Source organism: Pedobacter aquatilis (assembly GCF_030409415.1).
Taxonomy (GTDB): Bacteria; Bacteroidota; Bacteroidia; order Sphingobacteriales; family Sphingobacteriaceae; genus Pedobacter; species Pedobacter aquatilis.
The window spans coordinates 35,859-58,482 of record NZ_JAUFPW010000024.1; the positions used below are offsets into that span (position 1 = coordinate 35,859).

Annotated in this window: 16 protein-coding genes; 9 read left to right on the forward strand and 7 right to left on the reverse strand. The window is 35.4% G+C overall.

All coding sequences use genetic code 11. From position 1 onward, the window contains the following. Nucleotides 1-17: 17 nt before the first annotated feature. From QWY86_RS09940 to QWY86_RS09950, 3 genes are all read right to left on the reverse strand, one after another. On the reverse strand, nt 18-1,523 hold the full coding sequence (locus QWY86_RS09940) for a SusD/RagB family nutrient-binding outer membrane lipoprotein (RefSeq protein WP_290241468.1): 1,506 nt from the start codon (nt 1,521-1,523) through the stop codon (nt 18-20). Between the two features lie 4 nt (nt 1,524-1,527). Continuing rightward, nucleotides 1,528-4,596 (reverse strand): SusC/RagA family TonB-linked outer membrane protein, encoded by a 3,069-nt coding sequence (locus QWY86_RS09945; protein WP_290241469.1) that lies wholly within the window; start codon nt 4,594-4,596, stop codon nt 1,528-1,530. A gap of 251 nt (nt 4,597-4,847) precedes the next feature. Beyond that, nucleotides 4,848-7,343, reverse strand: a complete 2,496-nt coding sequence (locus QWY86_RS09950; RefSeq protein WP_290241471.1) for a M14 metallopeptidase family protein — start codon at nt 7,341-7,343, stop codon at nt 4,848-4,850. 85 nt (nt 7,344-7,428) lie between these two features. On the opposite strand from QWY86_RS09950, the gene QWY86_RS09955 reads away from it, so the two are divergent. Continuing rightward, entirely contained in the window at nt 7,429-8,727 is a 1,299-nt protein-coding gene (locus QWY86_RS09955) for a UDP-N-acetylmuramoyl-tripeptide--D-alanyl-D-alanine ligase (RefSeq protein WP_290241473.1), read from the forward strand. On the opposite strand, the gene QWY86_RS09960 is transcribed toward QWY86_RS09955, so the two are convergent. The 3 genes from QWY86_RS09960 to QWY86_RS09970 are packed head-to-tail and all read right to left on the reverse strand — an operon-like array spanning nt 8,728 to nt 11,832. Further along, on the reverse strand, nt 8,728-9,219 hold the full coding sequence (locus QWY86_RS09960) for a gliding motility lipoprotein GldH (protein WP_290241475.1): 492 nt from the start codon (nt 9,217-9,219) through the stop codon (nt 8,728-8,730). Further along, the gene (locus tag QWY86_RS09965; protein WP_290241477.1) at nt 9,188-10,681 is read right to left on the reverse strand and encodes a PSP1 domain-containing protein; all 1,494 of its coding nucleotides are present in this window, start codon (nt 10,679-10,681) and stop codon (nt 9,188-9,190) included. Before QWY86_RS09965 ends, QWY86_RS09960 begins: the two co-directional genes overlap by 32 nt. A gap of 2 nt (nt 10,682-10,683) precedes the next feature. Further along, the gene (locus tag QWY86_RS09970; protein ID WP_290241479.1) at nt 10,684-11,832 is read right to left on the reverse strand and encodes a DNA polymerase III subunit; all 1,149 of its coding nucleotides are present in this window, start codon (nt 11,830-11,832) and stop codon (nt 10,684-10,686) included. Between the two features lie 208 nt (nt 11,833-12,040). Here QWY86_RS09970 and QWY86_RS09975 point away from each other — a divergent pair, with 208 nt between their 5' ends. The 8 genes from QWY86_RS09975 (at nt 12,041) to QWY86_RS10010 (ending at nt 19,507) form a co-directional block, all read left to right on the forward strand. Beyond that, nucleotides 12,041-14,461: an outer membrane beta-barrel protein gene (locus QWY86_RS09975; protein WP_290241482.1), complete on the forward strand. Its 2,421-nt coding sequence runs from the start codon at nt 12,041-12,043 to the stop codon at nt 14,459-14,461. Between the two features lie 105 nt (nt 14,462-14,566). Beyond that, the gene (gene ruvX / locus QWY86_RS09980; protein ID WP_290241483.1) at nt 14,567-14,983 is read left to right on the forward strand and encodes a Holliday junction resolvase RuvX; all 417 of its coding nucleotides are present in this window, start codon (nt 14,567-14,569) and stop codon (nt 14,981-14,983) included. A gap of 9 nt (nt 14,984-14,992) precedes the next feature. Then, nucleotides 14,993-15,631 (forward strand): O-methyltransferase, encoded by a 639-nt coding sequence (locus QWY86_RS09985; RefSeq protein ID WP_290241486.1) that lies wholly within the window; start codon nt 14,993-14,995, stop codon nt 15,629-15,631. A 79-nt stretch (nt 15,632-15,710) separates the two neighbouring features. Continuing rightward, nucleotides 15,711-16,382, forward strand: coding sequence for a glucosaminidase domain-containing protein (locus QWY86_RS09990; protein ID WP_290241489.1), 672 nt, complete (start codon nt 15,711-15,713; stop codon nt 16,380-16,382). A gap of 31 nt (nt 16,383-16,413) precedes the next feature. Beyond that, complete coding sequence (locus QWY86_RS09995) at nt 16,414-17,250, forward strand: glucosaminidase domain-containing protein (protein ID WP_290241490.1); 837 nt, start codon at nt 16,414-16,416, stop codon at nt 17,248-17,250. Nucleotides 17,251-17,298: 48 nt separating this feature from the next. After that, the gene (locus QWY86_RS10000; protein WP_290241492.1) at nt 17,299-18,051 is read left to right on the forward strand and encodes a hypothetical protein; all 753 of its coding nucleotides are present in this window, start codon (nt 17,299-17,301) and stop codon (nt 18,049-18,051) included. Continuing rightward, entirely contained in the window at nt 18,048-18,389 is a 342-nt protein-coding gene (locus QWY86_RS10005; protein ID WP_290241494.1) for a hypothetical protein, read from the forward strand. Before QWY86_RS10000 ends, QWY86_RS10005 begins: the two co-directional genes overlap by 4 nt. Nucleotides 18,390-18,484: 95 nt before the next feature. Then, nucleotides 18,485-19,507 (forward strand): DUF3078 domain-containing protein, encoded by a 1,023-nt coding sequence (locus QWY86_RS10010; RefSeq protein ID WP_290241496.1) that lies wholly within the window; start codon nt 18,485-18,487, stop codon nt 19,505-19,507. Between the two features lie 233 nt (nt 19,508-19,740). Here QWY86_RS10010 and QWY86_RS10015 read toward each other — a convergent pair whose 3' ends face one another. After that, nucleotides 19,741-22,164, reverse strand: a complete 2,424-nt coding sequence (locus tag QWY86_RS10015) for a DUF5916 domain-containing protein (RefSeq protein WP_290241498.1) — start codon at nt 22,162-22,164, stop codon at nt 19,741-19,743. Nucleotides 22,165-22,624: the final 460 nt, after the last annotated feature.

Sequence of the window (22,624 nt, forward strand, 5' to 3'; positions counted from 1 at the left end):
GTTCATTTTTCTAATAACTATTTCTTATCCCAGAAGACTTTTGTGTCAAAGGCACTTATCGTTCCTTGTTTTGTTACTTCATCTCCGTTAGTACCCAACTCAGAGTTTGGATAAAGCAATCTTGCCGGATGCTTAGTTCCGATTGCTGCTAATGATAAAGGATTATCAGCAGGGAACTTTGTTCTTCTGAAATCATTCCAAGATTCCCAACCACTGATGCTATTTAAAGCCAACCATTTTTGGAATATAATCGCCTGGATTTTATCAGTAGAAGTAGCAAAGTTTACATTCTGTAACGGCTGAGCATAATAAGTTGCAGCTGCTGTAGCGGCATTAGGTACGCCTAAGTAAACAAATGATTCACTAATTCCAGCATTGTAGAATGTTTCTGCGGAACCTGTAATAAGCCCTCTTTGTGCTGCCTCAGCCTGTAAAAACAAACTTTCAGACGATAACATAATTACCGATTTTTGAGTTGCAGATTTTAATAAACCACCTGCAGGTAAGAATGGAGAAAGTACGTTTGATTTATACAAAGTTGCCTGAGCATCACCAGTGTTTCTACCCAATTCTACACCTTTATAAACACCACCAATTGGAGAATATAATCTTGCAATACGAGGATCTGTATTGTTAACATATTTGTTAATTACATATACAGTTGGACGAGTTGCTCTGTAATTAGCTGTGATGGCACCAGCTGCATCATTATAATAACGTTCCCAGAAAGGGTTTAATTTACCAGATGAACTTACGTAACCAGGACTTGAAAGCACAGATTCACCTGCACCAATAAAGCCAGAACCTTCTGCTACAATTTTAGCAATTTCAGTTTGAATATAAGCTGTTCTTCCTGGAATTTCAGATTGTCTCAACAACATTCTTAATTTAATGGTATTCGCAAACTTAATCCAAAGCGTCATATTTCCTGCGAAGAAAATATCATCTGAACCTGGCTTAACACCAGTTGCACCAGCTGATTTAATTGCTGCAATACCAGCATCAATTAAGGCTAAACTTCCTTCGTAAACAGATTGACCGTTATCGTATTTAGGTCTTAAAGACGCAGTATTTTTTAATGCATCAGTAAATGGCACATTATTATAAGCATCAACTAAAATTTGAAAGTTATATGCTTTCATAATTTTAGCAATACCTACATAATTAGGTAAGCTACCAGCGGTTGCACTTGTTTCAACAGCTTGATAATCGTTTAAATTATCATAAGTAGTTTCCCAAACTGCACCACGAAATGATGAAGTAATATTATACTGTTTTTCATCAATATAATATAAATAATCTGTTGGAGGTGCCCAGTAACCAGACCAAATAGAACCTAACTCGTTTAATGAAACGGCAACATTTGATGTTGTTCTGTTTAAGGCAGCAGACAAAACCAATGGAGGCGTTGCAGTAACAGGATCATTTGGATTGGAGTTAATATCCAAAAAGTTCTTTTCACATCCTGTTAATACAGTTGCACTTATTAGTGCAACAGATAAATATTTTGATAACTTCTTCATAAGACTAGAATGTTACATTTAAGTTAAAACCATAAATTCTTGTTGGAGGAGCAATGTAATCTGAGATACCAGTAGAGTTACCATCAGTAAAGTTGAATTCAGGATCGGTAAAGATATTTTCTTTAGGTAACCAAGTTAATAAGTTCCGACCTACCAAACCTATGCTGGCTCTTTTAACAACTTTTTGCTTACTTAGCCAAGATGCAGGAAGATTATAAGTTAAAGATAACTCTCTTAATTTAACAAAGGTTGCATCGGTAACATAGTTTTCTTGAATGTTTCTGTATTGACCATACCAGTAATCAAAACCACCATCGGCAGTTTTAACAGCGGTATTTGCGACAAAATTACCAGAACCAACAGGCGATTCAATAGATGAATTTGGCACTACAAATGGTAACCTGTCATATTGAGCACTCGTATAAGATAAACCAGTAAAATCATTCAAGTTACCTAAAATGTTGTAGAAAACGTTACCCGTTCTATAATCGATTTGACCCGCCAAAGTAAAGTTTTTGTAACGTACACTTGTATTAAAGCCTAGGTTAGTTGGTGCATTTGTTTGACCTTGATTCAATAAGGATCCTGCTCTTTTTGGATAACCTGTTGTTCCATCTACCACAATTCTTCCTTGAGGATCTCTTAGATAAGCGGTAGTTTTGATAACCGGATAAGCTTCACCTTTAACAGCATATACATAGGCTGAGTTTGCATATCCGCCAAGAGGAATTTCATTAACACCTTGATACAAATCAACAACTTTGTTATTGAAATGCGAATAGTTAATACCCACATTCCACGTCCAGTCTGTACTTCTAACTGCAATTGCTCTCAAACTTAACTCAATTGTTTTGTTTGTAACGCGACCAGCATTAACATAGGCGTTACTGTAACCAGTAGCAAAAGAGGTTGAGATAGGAATAATCTGACCTTTTGAATCGCTGTAAGCATAAGTACCCTCAAAGTTAATTCTATCGTTAAAGAAACCTAACTGGATACCACCCTCATAAGATTTTACGAACTCAGGTTGTAAATCTGGATTGGCAAAAGTATTACCAACTGAGAAACCTGGAAGGTTTCCGTAAGGAAATCCTGAACTGATGTTAAAAGCCGTTTCTAAGTTATACGCACCTAAGTTTACATTTGCTGTTTTGTTAGCAGATACATAAGCCTTACCAAATGAAATTGGACTATTTTCTTTAATAGAAGGGAAAGCATTTGAAAATACAAATGATAATGCCGCAGCAGGATAGAAGTATGATCTGTTATTTGCATTTAATACTGAAATCCATTCATTTCTTCCCGTAACTGCTAAGTGTAAATAATCTTTATAATCTACATTAAACTCACCAAAAACAGCTACCTGTCTTCTTTGTGTATATCTAGACTCAACCGTTGCTTCACCAACACGGTTTGAGACATTATATAAACCTGGAACAACTAAAGCATTAGCTGTTTCTGATGTGAACTTAGTATAGTCGTTTCTTACGTTGTTACCTGCAAGTAAACTGAATTTGAAGTCGCCAACGCTGTGATTAGCTTGTAAAATGATATCAGAGTTTAATCTTCTGAAATTATCTGCTCTATCCGTTACACTACCACTATTATTAGTTGGCCTATCATAAGCAGTCGTGTAGGCAACTTTTTGATAGTATTGTTTGTAATTACTGTTGGTATTAAAAACGCCTAATCTGTAAGTAGCCGTTAACCATTTAGCAAACTCGTACTTTAATTCACCTGTACCATTAAAAGTTTCGGTGCGAGTATTTCTACGGTTGTTATCAATTTCCCAGTAAGGATTTACATAATAACCAGAAAAGTATCCATTAGGAGTAGCGAACTGATTATTTTCCCAATCTTTTAACTGAGTAATCGGAACATTCTGCGGGATATTTAATAAGTTGTTGTAAACGTTTGATGAAGTCACTTTTGGATTGGCTACAGCATAGTTTGCAGTAAATGATGCCGTTAATTTACCGAAAGTACGGCTAGCGTTCATTCTAGCACTAGTTCTTCTGTTTTCATCTTTAGGGATAATACCTTTGATAGCAACATCTTGTACAGAGAAGAAATAAGTTGATTTTTCATCACCACCAGAAAAAGATAGGTCGTTCTGGAAAGTTCTACCAGTATCCCAGAAATTCATTTTCTCATTTTCGATGGCCGAATAAGGCAATTTCCATTCTGCGCCATTTGCCAAGGTTGGACCAACAGTTACAATGCTTCCATCGTATTTTGGACCCCAAGATGTATTCTCGAAAGGAACATAAGTATTTAGATCGTAACCGTTACCAAAAGATTCCTGCATTTTAGGCATGTAAGCAACCGTTTCTAATGAAGTTGTGCTGCTAAAGTTTACTTGGTTGTTACCGCTTTTACCCTTTTTAGTTGTTACAATTAAAACACCATTTACACCTTCAGAACCGTAAAGAGAAGCTGCGTTAGCACCTTTAAGTACAGTTACATCTTCTACATCATTTGGATTTAAGGCAGCTAAAACGTCTTTTGGAACAGGAACACCATCTACAACAATTAATGCCTCGTTGTTACCAGTTAATGAACGGTTACCACGTAAAATAACACGGGTAGTTGGATTTACACCGTTGTTATTTAAGTTGATTTGCAAACCTGCTACCTTAGAAGCTAAACCTGTAACTAAATTTGTTACTTTACCCTCTGTTAAAGATTTGTTATCAAGCGTTTGACTGCTATAACCAGTAGTTGCAGCAGATCTTCTGATACCTAGAGATGTTGTAATTACAACTTCGTTTAATGATTGAGCGTCAGAAACCAAAACAACATTAATTGTGTTCGATGTACCAACTGCTTTTGATTGTTTTGCGTACCCGATTGAAGTAAATTCAAGGACGGTACCAGCCCCAACATTAAGAGTAAATTTACCAGTTGCATCGGTAGATGTTCCAGTGTTAGCTCCCTTAATTCTCACGCTTACACCCGGAATCGGCAATTTGTCGTCCTCTGAAGTAACCGTTCCAGTGATTGTTCTATCTTGCGCCATTGCAGAAAATGCAACGCACAAAAGTATGAACAAACTTTGTAGAAGTTTTTTCATAATTTGAAAATAGGTTAGTTAATGATAGTTAATAAAGTACTAAAGTATAGTTACTTGGCAATAACACCAAATTTATCTTTAACATTTTTTAACATTTAACACTTCAAATTATGTTATGCCCACACCCTCAACATTAAAGTTACATTAAAATCAAAAGTGATTAACAAATTAAAGCCGAATTATAATCGCATTAAATCGCTATTATAATTCGGCTAAAATCTTGAAATTCATTAAATTTAGATTAGAATTTGCTAGTAGCTACAAAAGATAATATTTCCGAATAGTGTTTTTCCACCTTCCCAAAAATTTCTAAAAAGTGGATCATTTGCAAGGTAAACAATGCTTCCTCTTCCAGAATGCTGAACACCAATTAATAATCCAGTTTTTAATTCTTCGCGGACTTTTTTACCAACAACACCTGCCATTAAACTTTTATCAGTTAGCTGCCCAACATTCCAGCCTTTGGTTAAGGGTTCATAAATTTTGCTATCGGTTTTAAGTGAGTAATAGTTTTTACCTAAACCGTAAGCAAACGGATGCGAAGCATCCATGTTAATTTTATAAATCGCTCCTGGAATGCTGTTTTCATAATCGTCTCTATCCTTATCTTTAAAAAGAAGTTTGCTCGGTTCTGGCTTTGCATCTTTTTTAACAACTGCCTCTTTCTTTTTAATGTCGAAGCCTTTTTTATCCAGCACACTTTCTATAGCATCTTCCATTAAAATTAACTTACCACCTCTATTAATCCAACCTTTTAATCCTTCATCAATAAAGTTGGTGTAACTCCCATCAGGAAGAATTACCGTATTTACCTTATTAATATCCAAATTATTTAAATCTCTGGCATTGATTATAACTGGTGATAAACCCAAATCATGTTCTACATGAAACCAAACCTCACCGAAGGCTAAAGAGGAAACTTCATTACCTGAAACGATGGCAACTTTTGGTTGTTTCAAAATCGGGTAAACTGATGAGCCAAAATCCTTTCCTTTATCTACGAAACCACTTGTAATTGCTTGAACAGGCTTGCCTACTGCTTTGGCAATTTTAACAACCTTATCTCTTAAAGTTTTAATAGTTTTCTCATTTTCAACTCTTAGAACAATTAATGTTCCTGCCGGATAATCCTTTCCAGCAACAGTAAAAGCCTGATCTGCTTGTCTGACTTTAATATTTTCCTTTTGCAGAGCGCTTAATATTTGTGCATCTTCACTGGTTCCCCATCCAAACAACCAAGCTAAAGGTTTATCTAAATCATTAGAAACAAGTTCTGCCTCTTGCATTGAACTGTATTTTCCTTTGATGCTTTCTTTACTTGCATAGGCTTTTAATCCATAAACATAAGGCAAAGCCCAAGCCGTAATATCGTAAGTATTTGAATCGGTTACAAAAGTTTGAGGTTCTAAAAGCACATTTGCTAAAACCGCACGAGATTGTTGAAGATTTACTACTAAATCATTACGACCAATAGTAAAATTTTCCTCTTTTTGCGTATCATAATCGTAACCTCTGCCGCCTTTATCGCTGCCAAAGGCAAACTCAATTTTATTTTTTGTTAAAAGTTCTGCTAGTTTTTTTAAGCGTGATAAATTGGTTGGTTTAATAATATAACTTTTATAAATGCCTGGAGCAGTAGTTAACTCTTGTTGAAAGTATTTCTTATACTCATCTAATAGTTTAGTGTGATTTAGAGATGTAACTTCAAGTGTCGACATTCCTGTTGTGTAGTGATGTGCGATTCTATCTTTAAGTGTTAAAGTATCACCATCGTTTGTTACCACTGATAAACCTGCCCTGATTCCGCCTTGCTCGTAAGTCATACCAATTGCGCCATTGTACAAAGGATAAGTATCTCCATAAGATGGATAAAGTAAATCGAATCGCTCTTTTGTAAAATATTGCCAACCTTCCGCATCGAAATATTTTGCATTATTTTTTCCTACAACAACTTGAAAACTCTTTTGCCAAGGCGTAACAGTTTGATGCACAGGTTCTGCCGCAGGCGCAAAATAATAGGGGTCATTGTAGCTTTGTTCATGAAAATCTACATGTACCTGAGGCATCCACTGGTTGTATAAATTTAATCTTTGCTTACTTTCTAACTGTGTTTGCCAAGCCCAGTCTCGGTTTAAATCAAAATAATAATGGTTTGGTCTGCCACCTGGCCAAGGCTCGATATGTTCTCTTGATGTTGGATCTGAACTTGGCTTACTGCCAACAACGCTGTTAAAGTAATTTACGTAACGGTCTCTACCATCAGGATTTAAACATGGGTCGATTACTACAACGGTATTTCTTAGCCATTCATTTGCTTGTTGATTTGTTCCTGAAGCAAGATTGTAAAGCATTTTCATCGAAGTTTCTGTAGAATTTGCTTCGTTACCATGCACATTATAGCTTAACCACAAAATACCAGGTTGATTTGCTAAATCGACACCGCTTGATTTACCCGTAGCAAGTGAAAGGTTATTATTCCTGATTTGCTCAACTTTAGAAATATTTTCTGGTGATGAAATTACTGCAACTATCAAAGGCCTTCCTTCATTGGTTTTACCATATTCAATTAACTTTACATTTTTTGAAGAAGCCAAAGCGGTTTGTCTGAAATAATCGGCCACTTTATAATGGGGCGTGAAATGTGTTCCGAGTTCATAGCCTAAAAATTCATCAGGCGTTTTTACCTGAGCTGAAACAAAAAATACAGAGACAAGAGTAAGCAGACAAAGCGTTAGAATTTTCTTCATTTTAAAATAAAATTTACCTAATGTACAAATTTTGTTTTTTGTTGATGCTAAAGCTTAATTTTACAGCATATTTTTTACGATAAGTATGTTGACAACCGAAAAGCTTTACGAATTTTATCTGGCAAACCCCTTAATATCAACTGATACCAGAAGCATTACGAATGGAAGTATCTTCTTTGCTTTAAAGGGTGATAATTTTAATGCGAATGAATTTGCGCAACAAGCTGTTGAAAAAGGTGCATCGTATGCCATTGTTGATGAGGCAAAATATGCGAATGACCATTGTCTCTTGGTTGATGATGTTTTATCTGCTTTGCAGGATTTGGCTCGTCATCATCGTAAACAATTAAAAATTCCGGTAATCGGTTTAACCGGAAGTAATGGCAAAACAACCAGTAAAGAATTGGTAAATGCTGTTTTAGCAGAGCGATATAAAACTTTTGCCACTTTCGGCAACTTGAATAACCATATTGGTGTTCCGCTTTCTATTCTTTCTGTTAAAAGTGATGTGGAAATTGCCATTATTGAAATGGGGGCTAATCATCAAAAAGAAATAGAATTACTTTGCATAATTGCACAGCCAACACATGGAATTATTACCAACGTTGGCATGGCGCATTTAGATGGTTTTGGAGGTTTTGAAGGTGTAAAGAAGGGCAAAGCCGAACTTTATGCATATCTAAAGCAAACAAATGGCTATACGTTCATCAACAGAGATAATAATTTTTTACTGGAGATGAGCGCAACCGCCGGCTTAAATAAACTAATTTACTATGGCACAGAAAATGGGAACACCATTAAAGGTAGTTTAAAAAGCAGCGATCCTTATATCGAGGTTGACTGGACCAATCATGAAGTTTTTTCAACAGTAAAAACAAACCTAACAGGCAGCTATAATTTTGAAAATATTTTAGCCGCAATTTGTATAGGTGATTTTTTTGATATGGATGCCGAGGAGATTAACAAAGGTTTGTCAAACTATCAGCCAAAAAATAACCGATCTCAATTAACAAAAACAGAAAACAATACCGTGATTTGCGATTTCTACAATGCAAATCCAAGCAGCATGAGCGCCGCATTAAATAACATTTCTACGCTATCGGCTTCGAGCAAAACCGTAATATTCGGCGATATGTTTGAGCTTGGACCAGAATCTGCAGAACAACATGAAATTATCGCAGAACAGGTAGCTAACAGCGGATTAAACGAAATCATCCTGATAGGAAAATACTTTTTCGTGTTGAAAGATAAAGTTAAAGCCACCTTTTTTGAAACACCAGCTGAAGCCGCAATCTACCTGCAAGAAAATCCGGTTAAAAATAATTTGATTTTGCTAAAAGGTTCAAGAGGAATGAAATTGGAAAGTTTGTTACAATATTTGTAATTATTCTACTTCTTCAACTAAAATGCCAGCATCGGCAACCTCTAAGAGTGGATTATCACGCATGTTTTGTTCAATTTCTATTGAAAACTTACCGTTTCTAGGAAAATGATGTTTGGTAAGTAGTGGCAAATTATAGTTAAAAATATTACCAGAACCACTACCAAGCCATTCACCATCATTTTTAGCTAATTTATACTGATATCTTTTGGTTATTTTATTTTTCCCATCGATAAAATGCACCAATATAAAGATGTTAGAATATTTATAATCTGCAGTATGCCTCAACTTAAAATATATGTTGTAGCTTTTGCTATTGTCTTTAATATCAAAAGAAGTAATTATCCGGTTTCTGTAAGTCCATTTGCGATCGGTAATTTCATTATTACCATCTACAATAACGGGCTTACATCCTAAAAAAAATATAGCAATTAATAAAATGCAAAATAAGTGTGCAAATCTCTTATTCTGCAGCTGGTTTATTATCTGAGCCATTTTCTTTGCGGCGATTATTGTTTTTTCTTCTGTTATTTCTATTCCTGTTTCGATTTTGTTCCACTTTATTTTCATCAACCCCCGCACTTCCGTCAGCACTAACAACAAGCGGCTTTTGCTCGCTTTGAGGCTTTTGGTTTTTATGTTGAGGCTTTGGTCCGTTTACATGTGCAGGCTTAGGTACTGGCTGAGACTGATTTCTTTGATTTTGTTGTGGTCTCTGCCCTTGTTGTTGTGGCTTTCCATTACCTTGTTTTTGCTCCTGATTTTGAGGACGTTGATTTGGGTTTGTATTTGGACCTCTCTCGCCTCTGTTCTGATTATTTTTGCTCTTTTTATTTTTGTTGTTTTTATTTCTAGAACGTTCATCCAACCTGGTTAAGCTATCCTGACCAACAACATTTTCATAATCAAAAGATTTTTCGATAATAACAGGTGCGGAGATTTGTACGGCTTCTTGTTTTAAGTTTGGCGCTTTTTTACCAGCCTTATTCATGGCCATAATTTCTTTTACACGAGCTGCAGCAACCGGAATCCAGTTTTCATCGCCTTGATAGCTAAACCACATTACCTTTTTAAAGATGTCGGTTTTTTGATGTCGGGCATAACCAGCTTCTGTATCAAGGTTTTCAATTCTGTCCGGAATATCTTTTAAGGCATCTAAATAAGTATCAAGTTCGTAATTTAAGCAGCACTTTAACTTTCCGCACTGGCCGGCAAGTTTTAATGTGTTTAGAGATAAATTTTGGTAACGTGCTGCAGCCGTAGAAACGGTTTTAAAGTTTGTTAACCAGGTTGAGCAGCATAATTCTCGGCCACAAGAACCAATACCGCCTAAACGGCCGGCTTCCTGGCGCATTCCAATCTGGCGCATTTCTATACGAATACGGAAACTTTCGGCCATTTTTTTTATCAGTTCCCTGAAATCAACACGTCCATCCGCGGTATAAAAAAAAGTTGCTTTTGTTTTGTCTGCCTGATAATCAACATCGCTAATTTTCATTGATAAACGCAAATCCAACGCCAGTTTGCGTGCCTTATGCATGGTTTCCCATTCCATCCCTTTGGCGGCATTCCATTTTTCAACATCGGCCTCAGTTGCTTTACGGTATATTTTTTTTGTAACCTGATCGATGCTGGTTTTTCTGCGTTTCATTTGAACACGAACCAATTCTCCTGTTAGCGAAACGTGGCCAACATCAAAACCTCCGGTTGGGCCTTCAACCGCAACTAATTCACCTATTTCGAGGTAAATGTTATCTGTGTTAACAAAAAACTCCTTACGAGAACCTTTAAATTTTATTTCGGTAACCTGAAAAGGTTTATAATTTGAGGGCATATCCAAGTTGGATAGCCAATCGTGAACTTCCATTGTTTGGCACCCACCGGTACCGCAAGAGCCATTACTTTTGCATCCATTAGGGGTGCAACCACCACCTGTAGAACAACTTCCACATCCCATAGCTAATTGTATATATATTGAGTCCCCGCAGGGAGCGTTTTAAACTTGATAATTTTTACCAATTGTAAAGATACATCTAAAAACAGAATTTTTGGGTTCCCATTTCTTTCAATGTGGTAATGCGCCGTTTCTAATTCGGCAATAATGGCTTCGGCCATTGGCAAAGTAAGCACATGCGTACTTAACTTTTTAGCAGTTTCTAGCGTTAATGGAGGTAGTTTTACCAACGCCTCAGCACCGCTGAGTAGCAAACAACACTCTCGTAAATAATTTATGCCGTACTTTAAAAAATTCTTTTGATTTTCTCTTCCCCATTTTGCAGCCTCATCAGTAAAATCGATTAAATCGGGGACTTTATTGCTGTAACCATTTCTTAACCAAGATGCAAAAATTCCGGAACTGTCATTCTGAGTATCAGCCGCTAAAGCCTTTGCTTCAATTATGTTTCCATCCGCTAAAAAAGCATAATCAATTGCTTGGTTATGGCTAACACTACTTTTTGACAGTAGATAATCAGACACTTCTTGATCGCTTAGCTTCGGAATTTTAACAATTTGTGTTCGGGAAAGTATAGTGGTTAAAATTTGCTCCTGATTTTGAGCAATCAAAATGAATAATGTATTTGCAGGTGGCTCTTCAATTAATTTTAGCAAAGCATTACCAGATTTATCTAAATATTCTGGCAACCACATAATTAATACTTTCGTATCAGCTTCGAAGGCTTTATAACTTAATTTTTTAATAATATCGTGGCATTCAGAAATTGGAATATTAGGTTGCTTATTTCCAGCATCTAATTTAGAACGCCAAATATCCATACCGAAATAAGTATCTACTAAGACCATATTTCGCCATTCATCCAAAACGTCTACAGCTGTTTTAATACTTGTAGAGGCAAAAAATGGATAAGAAAAGTGTAAATCTGGGTGAATTAGTCGTTCATATTTTCTACAACTTGCGCATACACCGCAGCTATCATCTGTACCTTTATCCAGGCAGTTTATATACTGTGCATAGGCAATTGCAAGTGGTACAGCACCAGCACCTTGAGGCGATAAAAACAACTGTGCATGGCTTATCCGGTTTTCATTAACCGTTTGCACCAACTGTTGCTTAATTCGTTCTTGTCCTATTATTTCTTTAAACTGCATTTGGTGCAAAATAAGAATTTGAATTGAAATAAGTTAAATTACCCTTACATTTTGACCATGACTAAACCCATTTAAATGTATATAATTACAGTTCAAGCGGTTTCAAAAATCAAAACAAGAACAAAATTTTATGTGTAACATGAGTGTGACTGTTTTTTTTATATATTTGGCATCAACCGAAACGCTCAACTAACTATTGTTTATCCGAATGAACCTCTTAAAGTCTGTATCATGGCTATTTCTGTTGCTGTATGCAATACCAGGCTTCACTCAGAATAAATCAAAACTTATAAAAGTTATTGTCTTCAATGAGAAAAATGTTCCATTCGAAAATGTAACCGTCCAACTTTTATCCTCAAAAAACGTTGTTGTAAAATCTGGTAAAACCGATAAAAAAGGTTCAGTATTTTTTAGCGAGCCTATTAAAGGCAACTATTATTTTTATGCGAAAGCAGTTGGTTACGAAAGTCGGAAATCAACCATGATTAAGTCGCCATTTGTATTAAGTACCATTAATTTAAAAATTTTACCAAGCAGCCAGCTACTCAAAGAAGTTGTAGTTGAAGGCAACAAATCTCCAATACAACATATAAAGGGGAAAATTATTTTAAATGTTGATGCAGGAATTACCAATGCTGGTACAACTGTTTTGGAATTGCTGGAAAAATCGCCTGGTGTAATGGTTGATAAAGACGGAAACATAAGCTTGCAAGGCAAACCGAATGTTTTAATAATGATTGATGAAAAACCAACGTATTTATTGGGTGGAGACTTAACCAACCTTTTATCAAGTATGAGTTCGGCACAGGTTAATCAAATCGAATTAATGACTAACCCATCTGCAAAATACGATGCCAGTGGAAATAGTGGTATTATAAATATTAAAACCAAGAAAATTACTCAAGATGGATTTAATGGCTCAGTAAACATAATTGGCGGCTGGAGCAGAGATTATAAAAACAATAATAGCTTATTGCTGAATTATAAAAAAGGAAAAATAAATGCTTTCGCAGCTTTAAATTACAATACCAACAATAGTTTCACTGATATTTATGCTTACAGAAGTTATTTTGAACAGAATAATAACATTACCGGAATTCTAGATCAGAATATAGCAATAGCCAATCTTTTACATTATAAATTTCTTAAAACCGGTGTTGATTTCTATGCTTCGAAAAATACAACAATTGGCTTTTACGCAAGCGGAACATTAATTCAAAGAGATGGAAATAGTGACGCAATTGCAACTTGGAAAAAAACCAACGGCGCAGTTGATTCTGCTATATCTACAGTAAGTAATAGTTTATACAAATTTAAAAATGGAGCGTTAAACTTTAATTTAAAACAAGTTCTTGGAAAAACGCAGGATTTATCTGTAGATTTTGATTTGTTAAGATACAGCATGGATAACAATCAACAGTTTACAAACAGATTGATATCAACAAATAGTTATAATCAGGGTACTGACATTCAAATACCTTCAACACTTAAAATATTTTCAGCTAAAGCAGATTATACCGTTCGTATTAATAAAAACAATACATTCGAATCTGGTTTTAAATCCTCTGCGATAAGTACGGATAATAATGCCAATTATATAAGCATTAATGAGCTTATTAGAACACGAGATTTAAATAGAAGTAATCATTTCAAATACAAAGAAAACATTCATGCTTTATACGCCAGTTTAGAGCATAAGGCAGGAAACATAAATGCTCAATTTGGTTTACGTTTCGAAGATACAGATTATGATGCGCATCAGTTAGGGAACAGCGCTAAGCCTGATTCATCCTTTTCAAGAAGTTATACAAATTTATTTCCTTCTGGATATTTAAGCTACCAAACCGATTCTTTAAATACTTTCACGATTACTGCAAGCCGGAGAATAGATAGGCCACCTTATCAAAAACTTAATCCTTTTACCTTTATTGTAAATAAGTATACCATTCAAAGAGGCAACCCTTATATCGTACCTCAATATAGTTGGAATGTAGAATTTAGTCACCGTTACAATCAGTTATTAACTACAACTATATCATACAGTATAACTGAAGATTATTTTTCGCAGCTCTTCTTATCAGAAGGAACAAATATTTTAATTTACACGGATGGAAATGTTGGCGAGATGAAAAATCTTGGTTTATCTGCATCGTTACAATTATCACCTACTAAATGGTGGTTATCTAACGGACAGGCAAATTTCAATCATAAAAGCTTTAATGGTTATCAAAATGTAAGCTACAAATCATCGGTAAATCAATTTCAGTTTAACATCAGTAATCAATTTAATATTCTAAAAACACTAAGTGCCGAGCTTTCTGGTTTTTATATTACAAAGGCACGTAATGATTTGCAAGAATTACTTTATCCAACAGGACAGGTTTCTGCAGGATTATCTAAAACCATACTTAAAGGCAAAGGGACATTAAAGTTTAGTGCCAGAGATATTTTCTTTAACCAGGCTATGGAAGGTTTAACCGATTTTGCGCAGGCAAAAGAATATTTCAAATTAACACGTGATAGCCGTTTATTCTTCCTAAGTTTTAGTTTCCGTTTCGGGAAACCTTTAAAATTACCTAAGCGTTCAAACGGAGGTGTTAGCGATGAAATGAAGAGGGCTGGTTCTTAAATTATTTTTAGCAGAATCTGGCAAAGAAATCAATTTATTAAAAAACCTTACCTTTGAGGCTTTAAACAAACCTGATTTATTTCATATTAGGTTTTACATTTCGATATGCCCAGAATCCTTGCCTTCGATTATGGAACCAAACGCATCGGCATTGCCGTTACAGATCCATTACAAATTATAGCCACAGGTTTAGATACCGTTCATCCAAAAGATGCTATTGAATACATTAAAAAATATCTGTCTACCGAACAAGTAGAGGCATTTGTAATCGGAGACCCAAAACAAATGGATGGATCTGATTCTGATTCAAAACAACATGTAAAAGGGTTTTCAACTTCATTAAAAAAAGCGTTTCCAGCAATCCCACAACATTGGGTAGATGAACGTTTCACATCAAAAATGGCACATCAAACCATTATGCAAAGTGGCTTAAAAAAATCAGATAGAAGAGATAAGGAACGGGTTGATACCATTGCGGCAACCATCATTTTACAATATTTTATGGAGATTAACCGTTTATAACCAAACAAAATGAGCCTGATAAACGACGATTTACAAGATTTACTTATTAACTATTGCGAACTAGAAAGCGAACTACTGCAGCAAATTGATAGAGAAACCAATCTAAAAGTTTTAATGCCAAGAATGCTATCTGGCCATTATCAAGGCAGGGTTTTGAGTATGTTAAGCAAAATGGTTTCACCTACCAGGATATTAGAAATAGGAACATTTACTGGTTATGCAACACTGTGCTTAGCTGAAGGTTTAACCGATAATGGAATTATTTATACGCTCGATATCAATATTGAGCTAGAGGAAATGGTTAGGAATAATTTTGCAAAGTCGCCCTACAACAATAAAATCAAATATATTTTAGGAGATGCAGCCCAAACAGTAAAGAAATTAGAAGAGGTATTCGATATTGTTTTTATTGATGCGGATAAGAAAAACAATGGCACCTACTACGATTTAATATTCGATTCTGTTCGTCCGGGTGGAATTATTATTGTTGATAATGTACTGTGGAGTGGAAAAGTACTTCAAGAGAAACAAGATAAAGACACGAAGAATATTACTAGCTTTAATGATAAAATAGCTGAAGATAAGCGAGTTGAAAAATTAATTTTACCTGTTAGAGATGGGCTTTTCGTAATCAGGAAACTAGGTTAATTGTCGGAACTGTTATATCGGTTAAATGATTTTTTATCGATTAAACCAATTTTACGATTAACCAATTAACCAAACAATAATGAAAATTTTTACTTTTTGCCTCTTAATTTTAAGTGTATTAATTACAAAAGCACAAGAAACAGAAGAATATATAGCGGAGCATGTAGAAGTTGCACAAACATTAATGCGTGACCATAAAATACCGGCAAGCTTAATATTAGCTGTCGCTATCCATGAGTCTGCGGCAGGGAACAGCAGAATTGCGCAACACCTAAACAATCATTTCGGCGTTAAGGGGCCAAACAACAATACCGAAATCCGTTCTGCTTATCGAGATTACGAAAGTGACGATGAATCTTACAGCCATTTTATAGAAATTATGGAAACCCGTTCTCCATTTAATAATCTTTTTGAGAAATACGATCAATACGATTACCAAGGCTGGGCAAGAGGTATACAGCGTTCTGGATACGCACATAGCAGAACTTGGGCCAGCCAAGTAATTGCAATGGTTAGGAAATACGAATTATACAAATACGATGAACGCCCGGAAGATTACATTGAACCTGTGTATAAACCTAAATACAGAAGAAAGAATAGCAAAACCAGAATTTCCAAAACTTACACCGTAAAATCTGGTGATAATTTAAGCGTAATTGCAAAAAAGAAAGGTACAACAGTTAAAGCCTTAATGAATAAAAACGGTCTGAAGAAAGTAAATCTTAAGCCAGGCCAGAAAATCAAATTATAAACTGCTATAATCCAAATACATCAACCTAATTATGAATATCAAACTCATTTGCTTTGCCCTTCTCATTATATTTTTTAGCTCATGCTCATCAAGAAAGTTTAGTAAAAACAACAAACAGATAGAAAAGGCGGCAAATAAAGCAAACAACAACACTTATAAAAGTTATAATACGCTAAGTTATATAGACGAATTTAAAGCCGTAGCAATTGAGGAAATGAATGCGTATGGTATTCCGGCAAGCATTACATTGGCTCAAGGTATTTTGGAATCGGGTAGTGGAAACAGTGATTTAGCAAAATATGCAAATAATCACTTCGGAATAAAATGTACATCTGATTGGAAGGGAAAAAACTATTTTAGAGATGATGATCAAAAAAACGATTGTTTTAGGGTTTATAAAGATGCTCGGGAATCTTTTAAAGATCACTCAGAGTTTCTAAAACGTAAACGTTATAGTGCACTTTTTCAACTAGATAAAAATGATTATAAAAGCTGGGCATTGGGCTTAAAACAAGCTGGTTATGCTACCAATCCAAAATATCCAGATTTATTAATCAACATGATTGAAAAATATCAGCTTTATCAGTATGATCAATCTGAAACAGAGAAACAAAAAATTGCCAGAGAAGATCGGGTTTTCTCTGAAATAAATGAAAACATCCCATTGGAAAAGAAAAAATTTACACCAGTTGAAACACCTCCTCCAGGCGCAAAACCAATTTTAGCCGACGGAACTTATACTGTAATTAAGGGTGATACGCTTTACAATATTGCCAAAAGATTTAACATCAGCGTGGAAGATTTAAAAATTTTAAACAATTTAACTGCAGATGGTATTAAACTTGGACAGGTACTTAAGGTTAAATAATGTTAATCGGCATAAGTACTGCCCCATTAATTGTAGTTTTGTTATTCAATGAGATTTTTAATAGCGTTTGTTTTTTTTATTGGTCTTTCGGCGATGCTTTTTGCACAAACTAAACCTGTGCAGGGTGTGGTTATTGATAAGGAATCGAAACAAAGGCTTGCCAAAGTATATATTTACAATACCAGAAGTGGCGATGGACTCTACAATACTACAAAAGGAGAATTTAGCACCTTTGCTGTGCCTGGCGATACTTTGGTAGCCGCATTGGCCGGATATGGTGTAGATACTGTAATTTTTAAAGGTCAATCTGCAGCATATTTTCAATTAAAGCCGCTTGGCATTCGTTTAAGAGATGTATTAATACAACAAAAAAGATTAACGCCGCAGCAACAGTACGAAAAATCGATTAAAGAATTTCGTTATGCAACCCAAAGAGGCAGCAGCAAAGATTTACTAAATTTTGGAAATGGAGGTGTTGGCCTGGGTATTGATGCCATTTATAACTTGCTAAGCAGGCAAGGCAAAAACGCCAGACACTTGCAGAAAATTTTAGAAAAAGATTATAGGGAGGATTTGATCGATTATCGCTACAACCCTAACCTAGTGCAGCAAATTTTGGGCTTAAAAGAGCCTGAATTGAAAGATTTTATGGAGCAATACCGTCCAACTTATCAATTTGTTTTGGAGGCATCAGATTATTCCTTTAATATGTTTGTTAGAAATGCTTATAAAAGTTATCGGGCAAACCCAGCCGCTTTAAGACTACCACAATTGCCACAATTAAGCATAGATAAACTGTGAAAGCACCCGTTGTAATTATTAAGCAATTACCAGCCAATGGCATGGCCATATTTCCATTTATTTTGGTTAAACGCAAAGCAGATAAAAATAACGCCGCTCTTATAAATCACGAAAAAATACATTTAAGGCAGCAATTAGAATTACTTATTTTACCATTTTACGCCCTCTATTTATTTAACTATTTAATTAATCTTCTGGTTTACAAAAAGCACCATTTGGCTTACATGAAAATTGTTTTCGAACAGGAAGCTTATGATAACGAAGACGATCTAGGTTATCTTAAAAGCAACAAATGGTTCGGTTGGATTAAAAATGTTAAAGCACTAAAACTACCTTAAAACATTAAAAACATTCATTGGTTTTTAGCTATCTTTTATCATATTGATATTAAAACCTTTTAATCTCTAATAAATTTTCTTTTTCTTTGTACCTAATGAAGAAGTATTTAGCCGTAATAATCATCTTTTTAAGCCTCAGTTCCACTAAGTTATATGCTCAGGAAGTCGATACAATTCCAATCGATACTAAAGATTTGAACATAAAGCTAAAGCGCAGTCCATTACCAAGCAGAATATTACCGTTGTCTTTCGAGCCTGTTAAATTACGTCCGGCAGTGGTTAATGCAAAAGTTAATTATTGGAAAACAAGAACATCGATTGGGATAAATATAAACCAGGCACAATTTAGTGATAACTGGAAAGGTGGCGGTGTTAACTCTATCGCCGTGGGTGGTTTAGTAAACTGGAAAGCAGAATATAGTAAAAACAGCTACAGCTATGTTAGTGAGGTAATTTTGCAATATGGGAAAATTAAAAATAAAGATCAATTGCAAAAGAAAACCAACGATAGGATTTTCTGGGATAACAAGGCTTCTTTTCAATTATCTAAAAATTGGTATTTCTTTGGTTCAATTAACTTTGAATCTCAGTTTGATAATGGTTTTTCTTATTCTGTTGTAAACGGTGTTGAAACGGCTAAGTTAATTTCAAAATTTATGGGCCCTGGTTATTTAACAGAATCGGTAGGTTTTGAGTATAAGCCAAATAAATATTTTTCTACCCGTTTTGGTACTGGTACTGCCCGCCAAACATTTGTACTCGACCAAGAACTTTACAATGAGCCAGATCCGGTTAAAAGACTTACTCAAAAAGTTTATGGTGTAGAATATGGCAAAAAAATAAAGAACGATCTTGCATTCCAAATTGTATCTGCTTTTGATAAAGATATTTTTACCAATACGAACCTGAAAGCCAGATACGCCATGTTAATTCCTTATGAGAATTTTAGATACTCAAGAATTGATCATCGTTTAGATGTTGCCCTAACAGCGAAGATTAACCGTTTCATGAATACGAGTTTAACAGGCATTGCATTATTTGATACCGATATGCAAACCAATAAAATACAAGCCAGCCAGACTTTAGCTTTGGGCTTTGCATTTGTTTTTCCTAGATAGGTTTTTTGCTCCGGCTTCAACACCCCCAAAAATTTGTAAGGTCGGTTAAAAGCAGAACGAAGATTTTCTACCAAAGCTTAGTTAAGCGACAATTAACAAATTAAATCATTTTCTTCAAATTAAGATCTATACAAAACACAGAATCTTGCTCAGCTAATCATCATAATTACTCACTCGTCATTCCGACCGCAGCGAAGTAAACAAAGAGACTAACGGGTTTCATAATCATTAACCTAAATCTTTTTGTGCTTCTTCTTTAAATCAAGATAATCTATAAAATACAGAACCTTAACCGATAAACTATTATTTTGCGGGGCAGATAAAATTCCACTTAGGTTTCGGTTGTATTTTTCCATGTAGTAGGTTTGATAAGTTTCGGCAGCATCTTTATACGATAGAGTTAGCGTGCTTCCGGGCGCAAATTGCCAGGTATAAATTAAATCGATATTGAAAACATTGTAATTTCTATCTGTACCTGTTGGCGTTGCACCCTGATAATCCGTTAGATTTCCATCTCGTGTAAGCAAATAAAATTCTTTGTTTCTTCTATCGCTCCAATAATGGCGAAGCACAACAGCAACACCCATCAAATTTGTAAATGTATATTTAGCATCGAAAGAGTTTTCCACCGTACGGCGGTCGTATCTGGAAAAAATAGATTGAGCGCCTTGCATAGTTGCCCAGTTTACATAATTGTAACTTGGGTTAAAGTATAAATCTAAACCAAAAGCAACTTTATCATTTAACCTAAAATTTTGAAACAGGTAATAGTGATAAGATTTTCCTTTAAATAACTGTTGCTCTCTGAAACGAATATTTCCTCCAAAATTATATGCCTTAGCCCGATTGGGATTTATAAACAATCCAACTTGGTATGTTTCTGGAGCTTTGTAAACCTGTCCGTTTCTGGCTTCGTAAAAGTCGTTGCCTTTTGCGCCATAATTTGCATTAAATTCTGCCGACCATAAATTTTTAAACCTAACGTAAGTGCCTGTTTCAACTTCATAGTTTTGGTAATCGCCAGGGTTTACCCTTCTAGAATAAGACATATTGAACCAACTTTGCCATTCATTGTACCATTTGCTTGGTTTAAAAATGTTGTACCCAAAACCCAAACGCTGGTCCAAAAAGTTATTATTTGTAAAAAATCCCATATCCGATGGGTCGAATTTATCATCAGCGTAAACCTGATTATAGCTCCAGGTAAAGTTTCCACTTTGCTTACCAAACCTTAAAGTATAACTGTAGCCAGTGCTTGTTTTTTCTCCACGCAAATAGCTCATTTTACCGCCGCCGTTTACAAAATATTTATTGTCTTTATTGTTAAGGTTAAAAAGTAAAGCCGATACATTGGCGTCGTAAGCACTGCCTTGCCTTAAAACGTTAGTGTTTATAAATGTTGCAGAGCTGTTATTTTTTAATGATTGGTCGAAAACGAGAATATTATAATTGGTAAGCGGCTGGGTTTCTAGCTCTCGAATATTTCCATTTGCATCCTCAACCTCGGTTTGCATGCTATTAGTTATCGCATTAAAAATACCAACACCTAAACCTTTAGCCGTTCTGCCCGAAATTTTTGTTGCATTTAGCACTTTCGCCTCGGTTTGGTCTTTTATAATTTTATCACCTGCACCAATTTCACTGTAGTTTGAGTAGGATGGAATTGAGCCAATTCGTTTTGAATAAAACAAATCGCCTTTATTAAACAACTCGGTTCCTTCAGTAAAAAACTGCCTGTTCTCGTTAAATTTTACTTCAAACGGAGTAAGGTTTAAAATCCGGTTATCAGATTGCACCTGCCCAAAATCTGGCACCAGCGTCATATCTAAAGTGAAACTATTATTTATACCATACTTAACATCCATACCACCATTAAAACGGGCTGTAGTATTTTTAACGCCAGGCAAATTTGCCGGAAAATGGTTTACATAAGCCGAAAGATATGGCGAAAACGATAGCCTTACAGGTGCTTTAATATTAGCCAATCCAGTCCACAAACCTTCCTGATTAATAAAACCATTAACTTTAGGGTCTACAAAATTCCAGAAAGTTTGTGTGTTGCTTCTTTGAATTCTCCTGCTAAAATTTAAACCCCAGTTTTGGATATCTTTACTTGAAAACCGCAAGGCTGAATAAGGAATTTTCATTTCGCAAGTCCAGCCTTTATCTTCAATTTTAACGGCACTTTCCCATACGGCATTCCAATTTGGGTCTTCATCGCCAACCTGCGAATATTTTGCATCGAATTGAACGCCGGCAGCGGTTACAAAAAAGCCATTACCGTTCATTTTATCGTAAAACGGATCTACGATTATGGATATAAAATCTGCGTTACCAATATTATCTCTCGAAACCAGCTCATGCGAAACACTATCTCTCGCATCGTACATACGGGCGTAAACATAAATTGCTACGTCATCATACAAAACTTTCATTTCAGTCCTTCTATCTTGCTTTTCAACCCTCCCAGGCACAGGCCTTATTTCGAAAAAATCTGTAGCAATTGGCACATTTATCCAACAGGTATCATCTAATATACCATCAATTTTTGGCGTTTCAGCAGTACGGACGGCCTTTAATTCCTTTTGTTTAGCCGGATCCTGAGCAAAAACAAGGCTCATAGATAAGGCCATTAAAAGGGTTAGATAGAATTTCATAAGTTTGGTTTGGTTAGCATAAGACTCAGGAATTTTACAAATGTTGCATTAAAACGTTTTTTTTTGAGCGCAAGATTTACGCACTTCACCTAATTTCTTCCTGTGTTACGCTTATACGCTTCGCTACGTCGTACCTCCTTGCTGCAGGGTATCGCTACACCCAGGGCTAAATGGCAAAACCGATGCTTTCTTGAACGTTTTGTAACCCAGCGTTGTACCTAAACCCGACAGCAACAGATATACTTTTTATTGCAGCAATGCTGAATATACAGTTATACTCCACCGTGCTGAACACTGCTACTTTAGAATTGAAACAAGTAGTTGGAAATAGCTTAAATGCAAGCAATGTAATCATAACCACCCCCAACCCCCAATGTCATTAACTTAAGGGAATCATAGGGTAAGGAACTGTAAAAACAGTTCCTTTGTGCTTTCGAAACAACCCCCATGACATCAACAA

Bases quoted from the DNA above. Each gene is read 5' to 3' on its own strand.
- QWY86_RS09970 (WP_290241479.1), bottom strand. From the start codon at position 11,832: ATGCAGTTTAAAGAAATAATAGGACAAGAACGAATTAAGCAACAGTTG.
- QWY86_RS09950 (WP_290241471.1), bottom strand. From the start codon at position 7,343: ATGAAGAAAATTCTAACGCTTTGTCTGCTTACTCTTGTCTCTGTATTT.
- QWY86_RS09965 (WP_290241477.1), bottom strand. From the start codon at position 10,681: ATGGGATGTGGAAGTTGTTCTACAGGTGGTGGTTGCACCCCTAATGGA.
- QWY86_RS09975 (WP_290241482.1), top strand. From the start codon at position 12,041: ATGAACCTCTTAAAGTCTGTATCATGGCTATTTCTGTTGCTGTATGCA.
- QWY86_RS09995 (WP_290241490.1), top strand. From the start codon at position 16,414: ATGAATATCAAACTCATTTGCTTTGCCCTTCTCATTATATTTTTTAGC.
- QWY86_RS09945 (WP_290241469.1), bottom strand. From the start codon at position 4,596: ATGAAAAAACTTCTACAAAGTTTGTTCATACTTTTGTGCGTTGCATTT.
- QWY86_RS10015 (WP_290241498.1), bottom strand. From the start codon at position 22,164: ATGAAATTCTATCTAACCCTTTTAATGGCCTTATCTATGAGCCTTGTT.
- QWY86_RS09940 (WP_290241468.1), bottom strand. From the start codon at position 1,523: ATGAAGAAGTTATCAAAATATTTATCTGTTGCACTAATAAGTGCAACT.
- QWY86_RS09955 (WP_290241473.1), top strand. From the start codon at position 7,429: ATGTTGACAACCGAAAAGCTTTACGAATTTTATCTGGCAAACCCCTTA.
- ruvX (WP_290241483.1), top strand. From the start codon at position 14,567: ATGCCCAGAATCCTTGCCTTCGATTATGGAACCAAACGCATCGGCATT.
- QWY86_RS09990 (WP_290241489.1), top strand. From the start codon at position 15,711: ATGAAAATTTTTACTTTTTGCCTCTTAATTTTAAGTGTATTAATTACA.
- QWY86_RS10010 (WP_290241496.1), top strand. From the start codon at position 18,485: ATGAAGAAGTATTTAGCCGTAATAATCATCTTTTTAAGCCTCAGTTCC.
- QWY86_RS10000 (WP_290241492.1), top strand. From the start codon at position 17,299: ATGAGATTTTTAATAGCGTTTGTTTTTTTTATTGGTCTTTCGGCGATG.
- QWY86_RS09985 (WP_290241486.1), top strand. From the start codon at position 14,993: ATGAGCCTGATAAACGACGATTTACAAGATTTACTTATTAACTATTGC.
- QWY86_RS09960 (WP_290241475.1), bottom strand. From the start codon at position 9,219: ATGGCTCAGATAATAAACCAGCTGCAGAATAAGAGATTTGCACACTTA.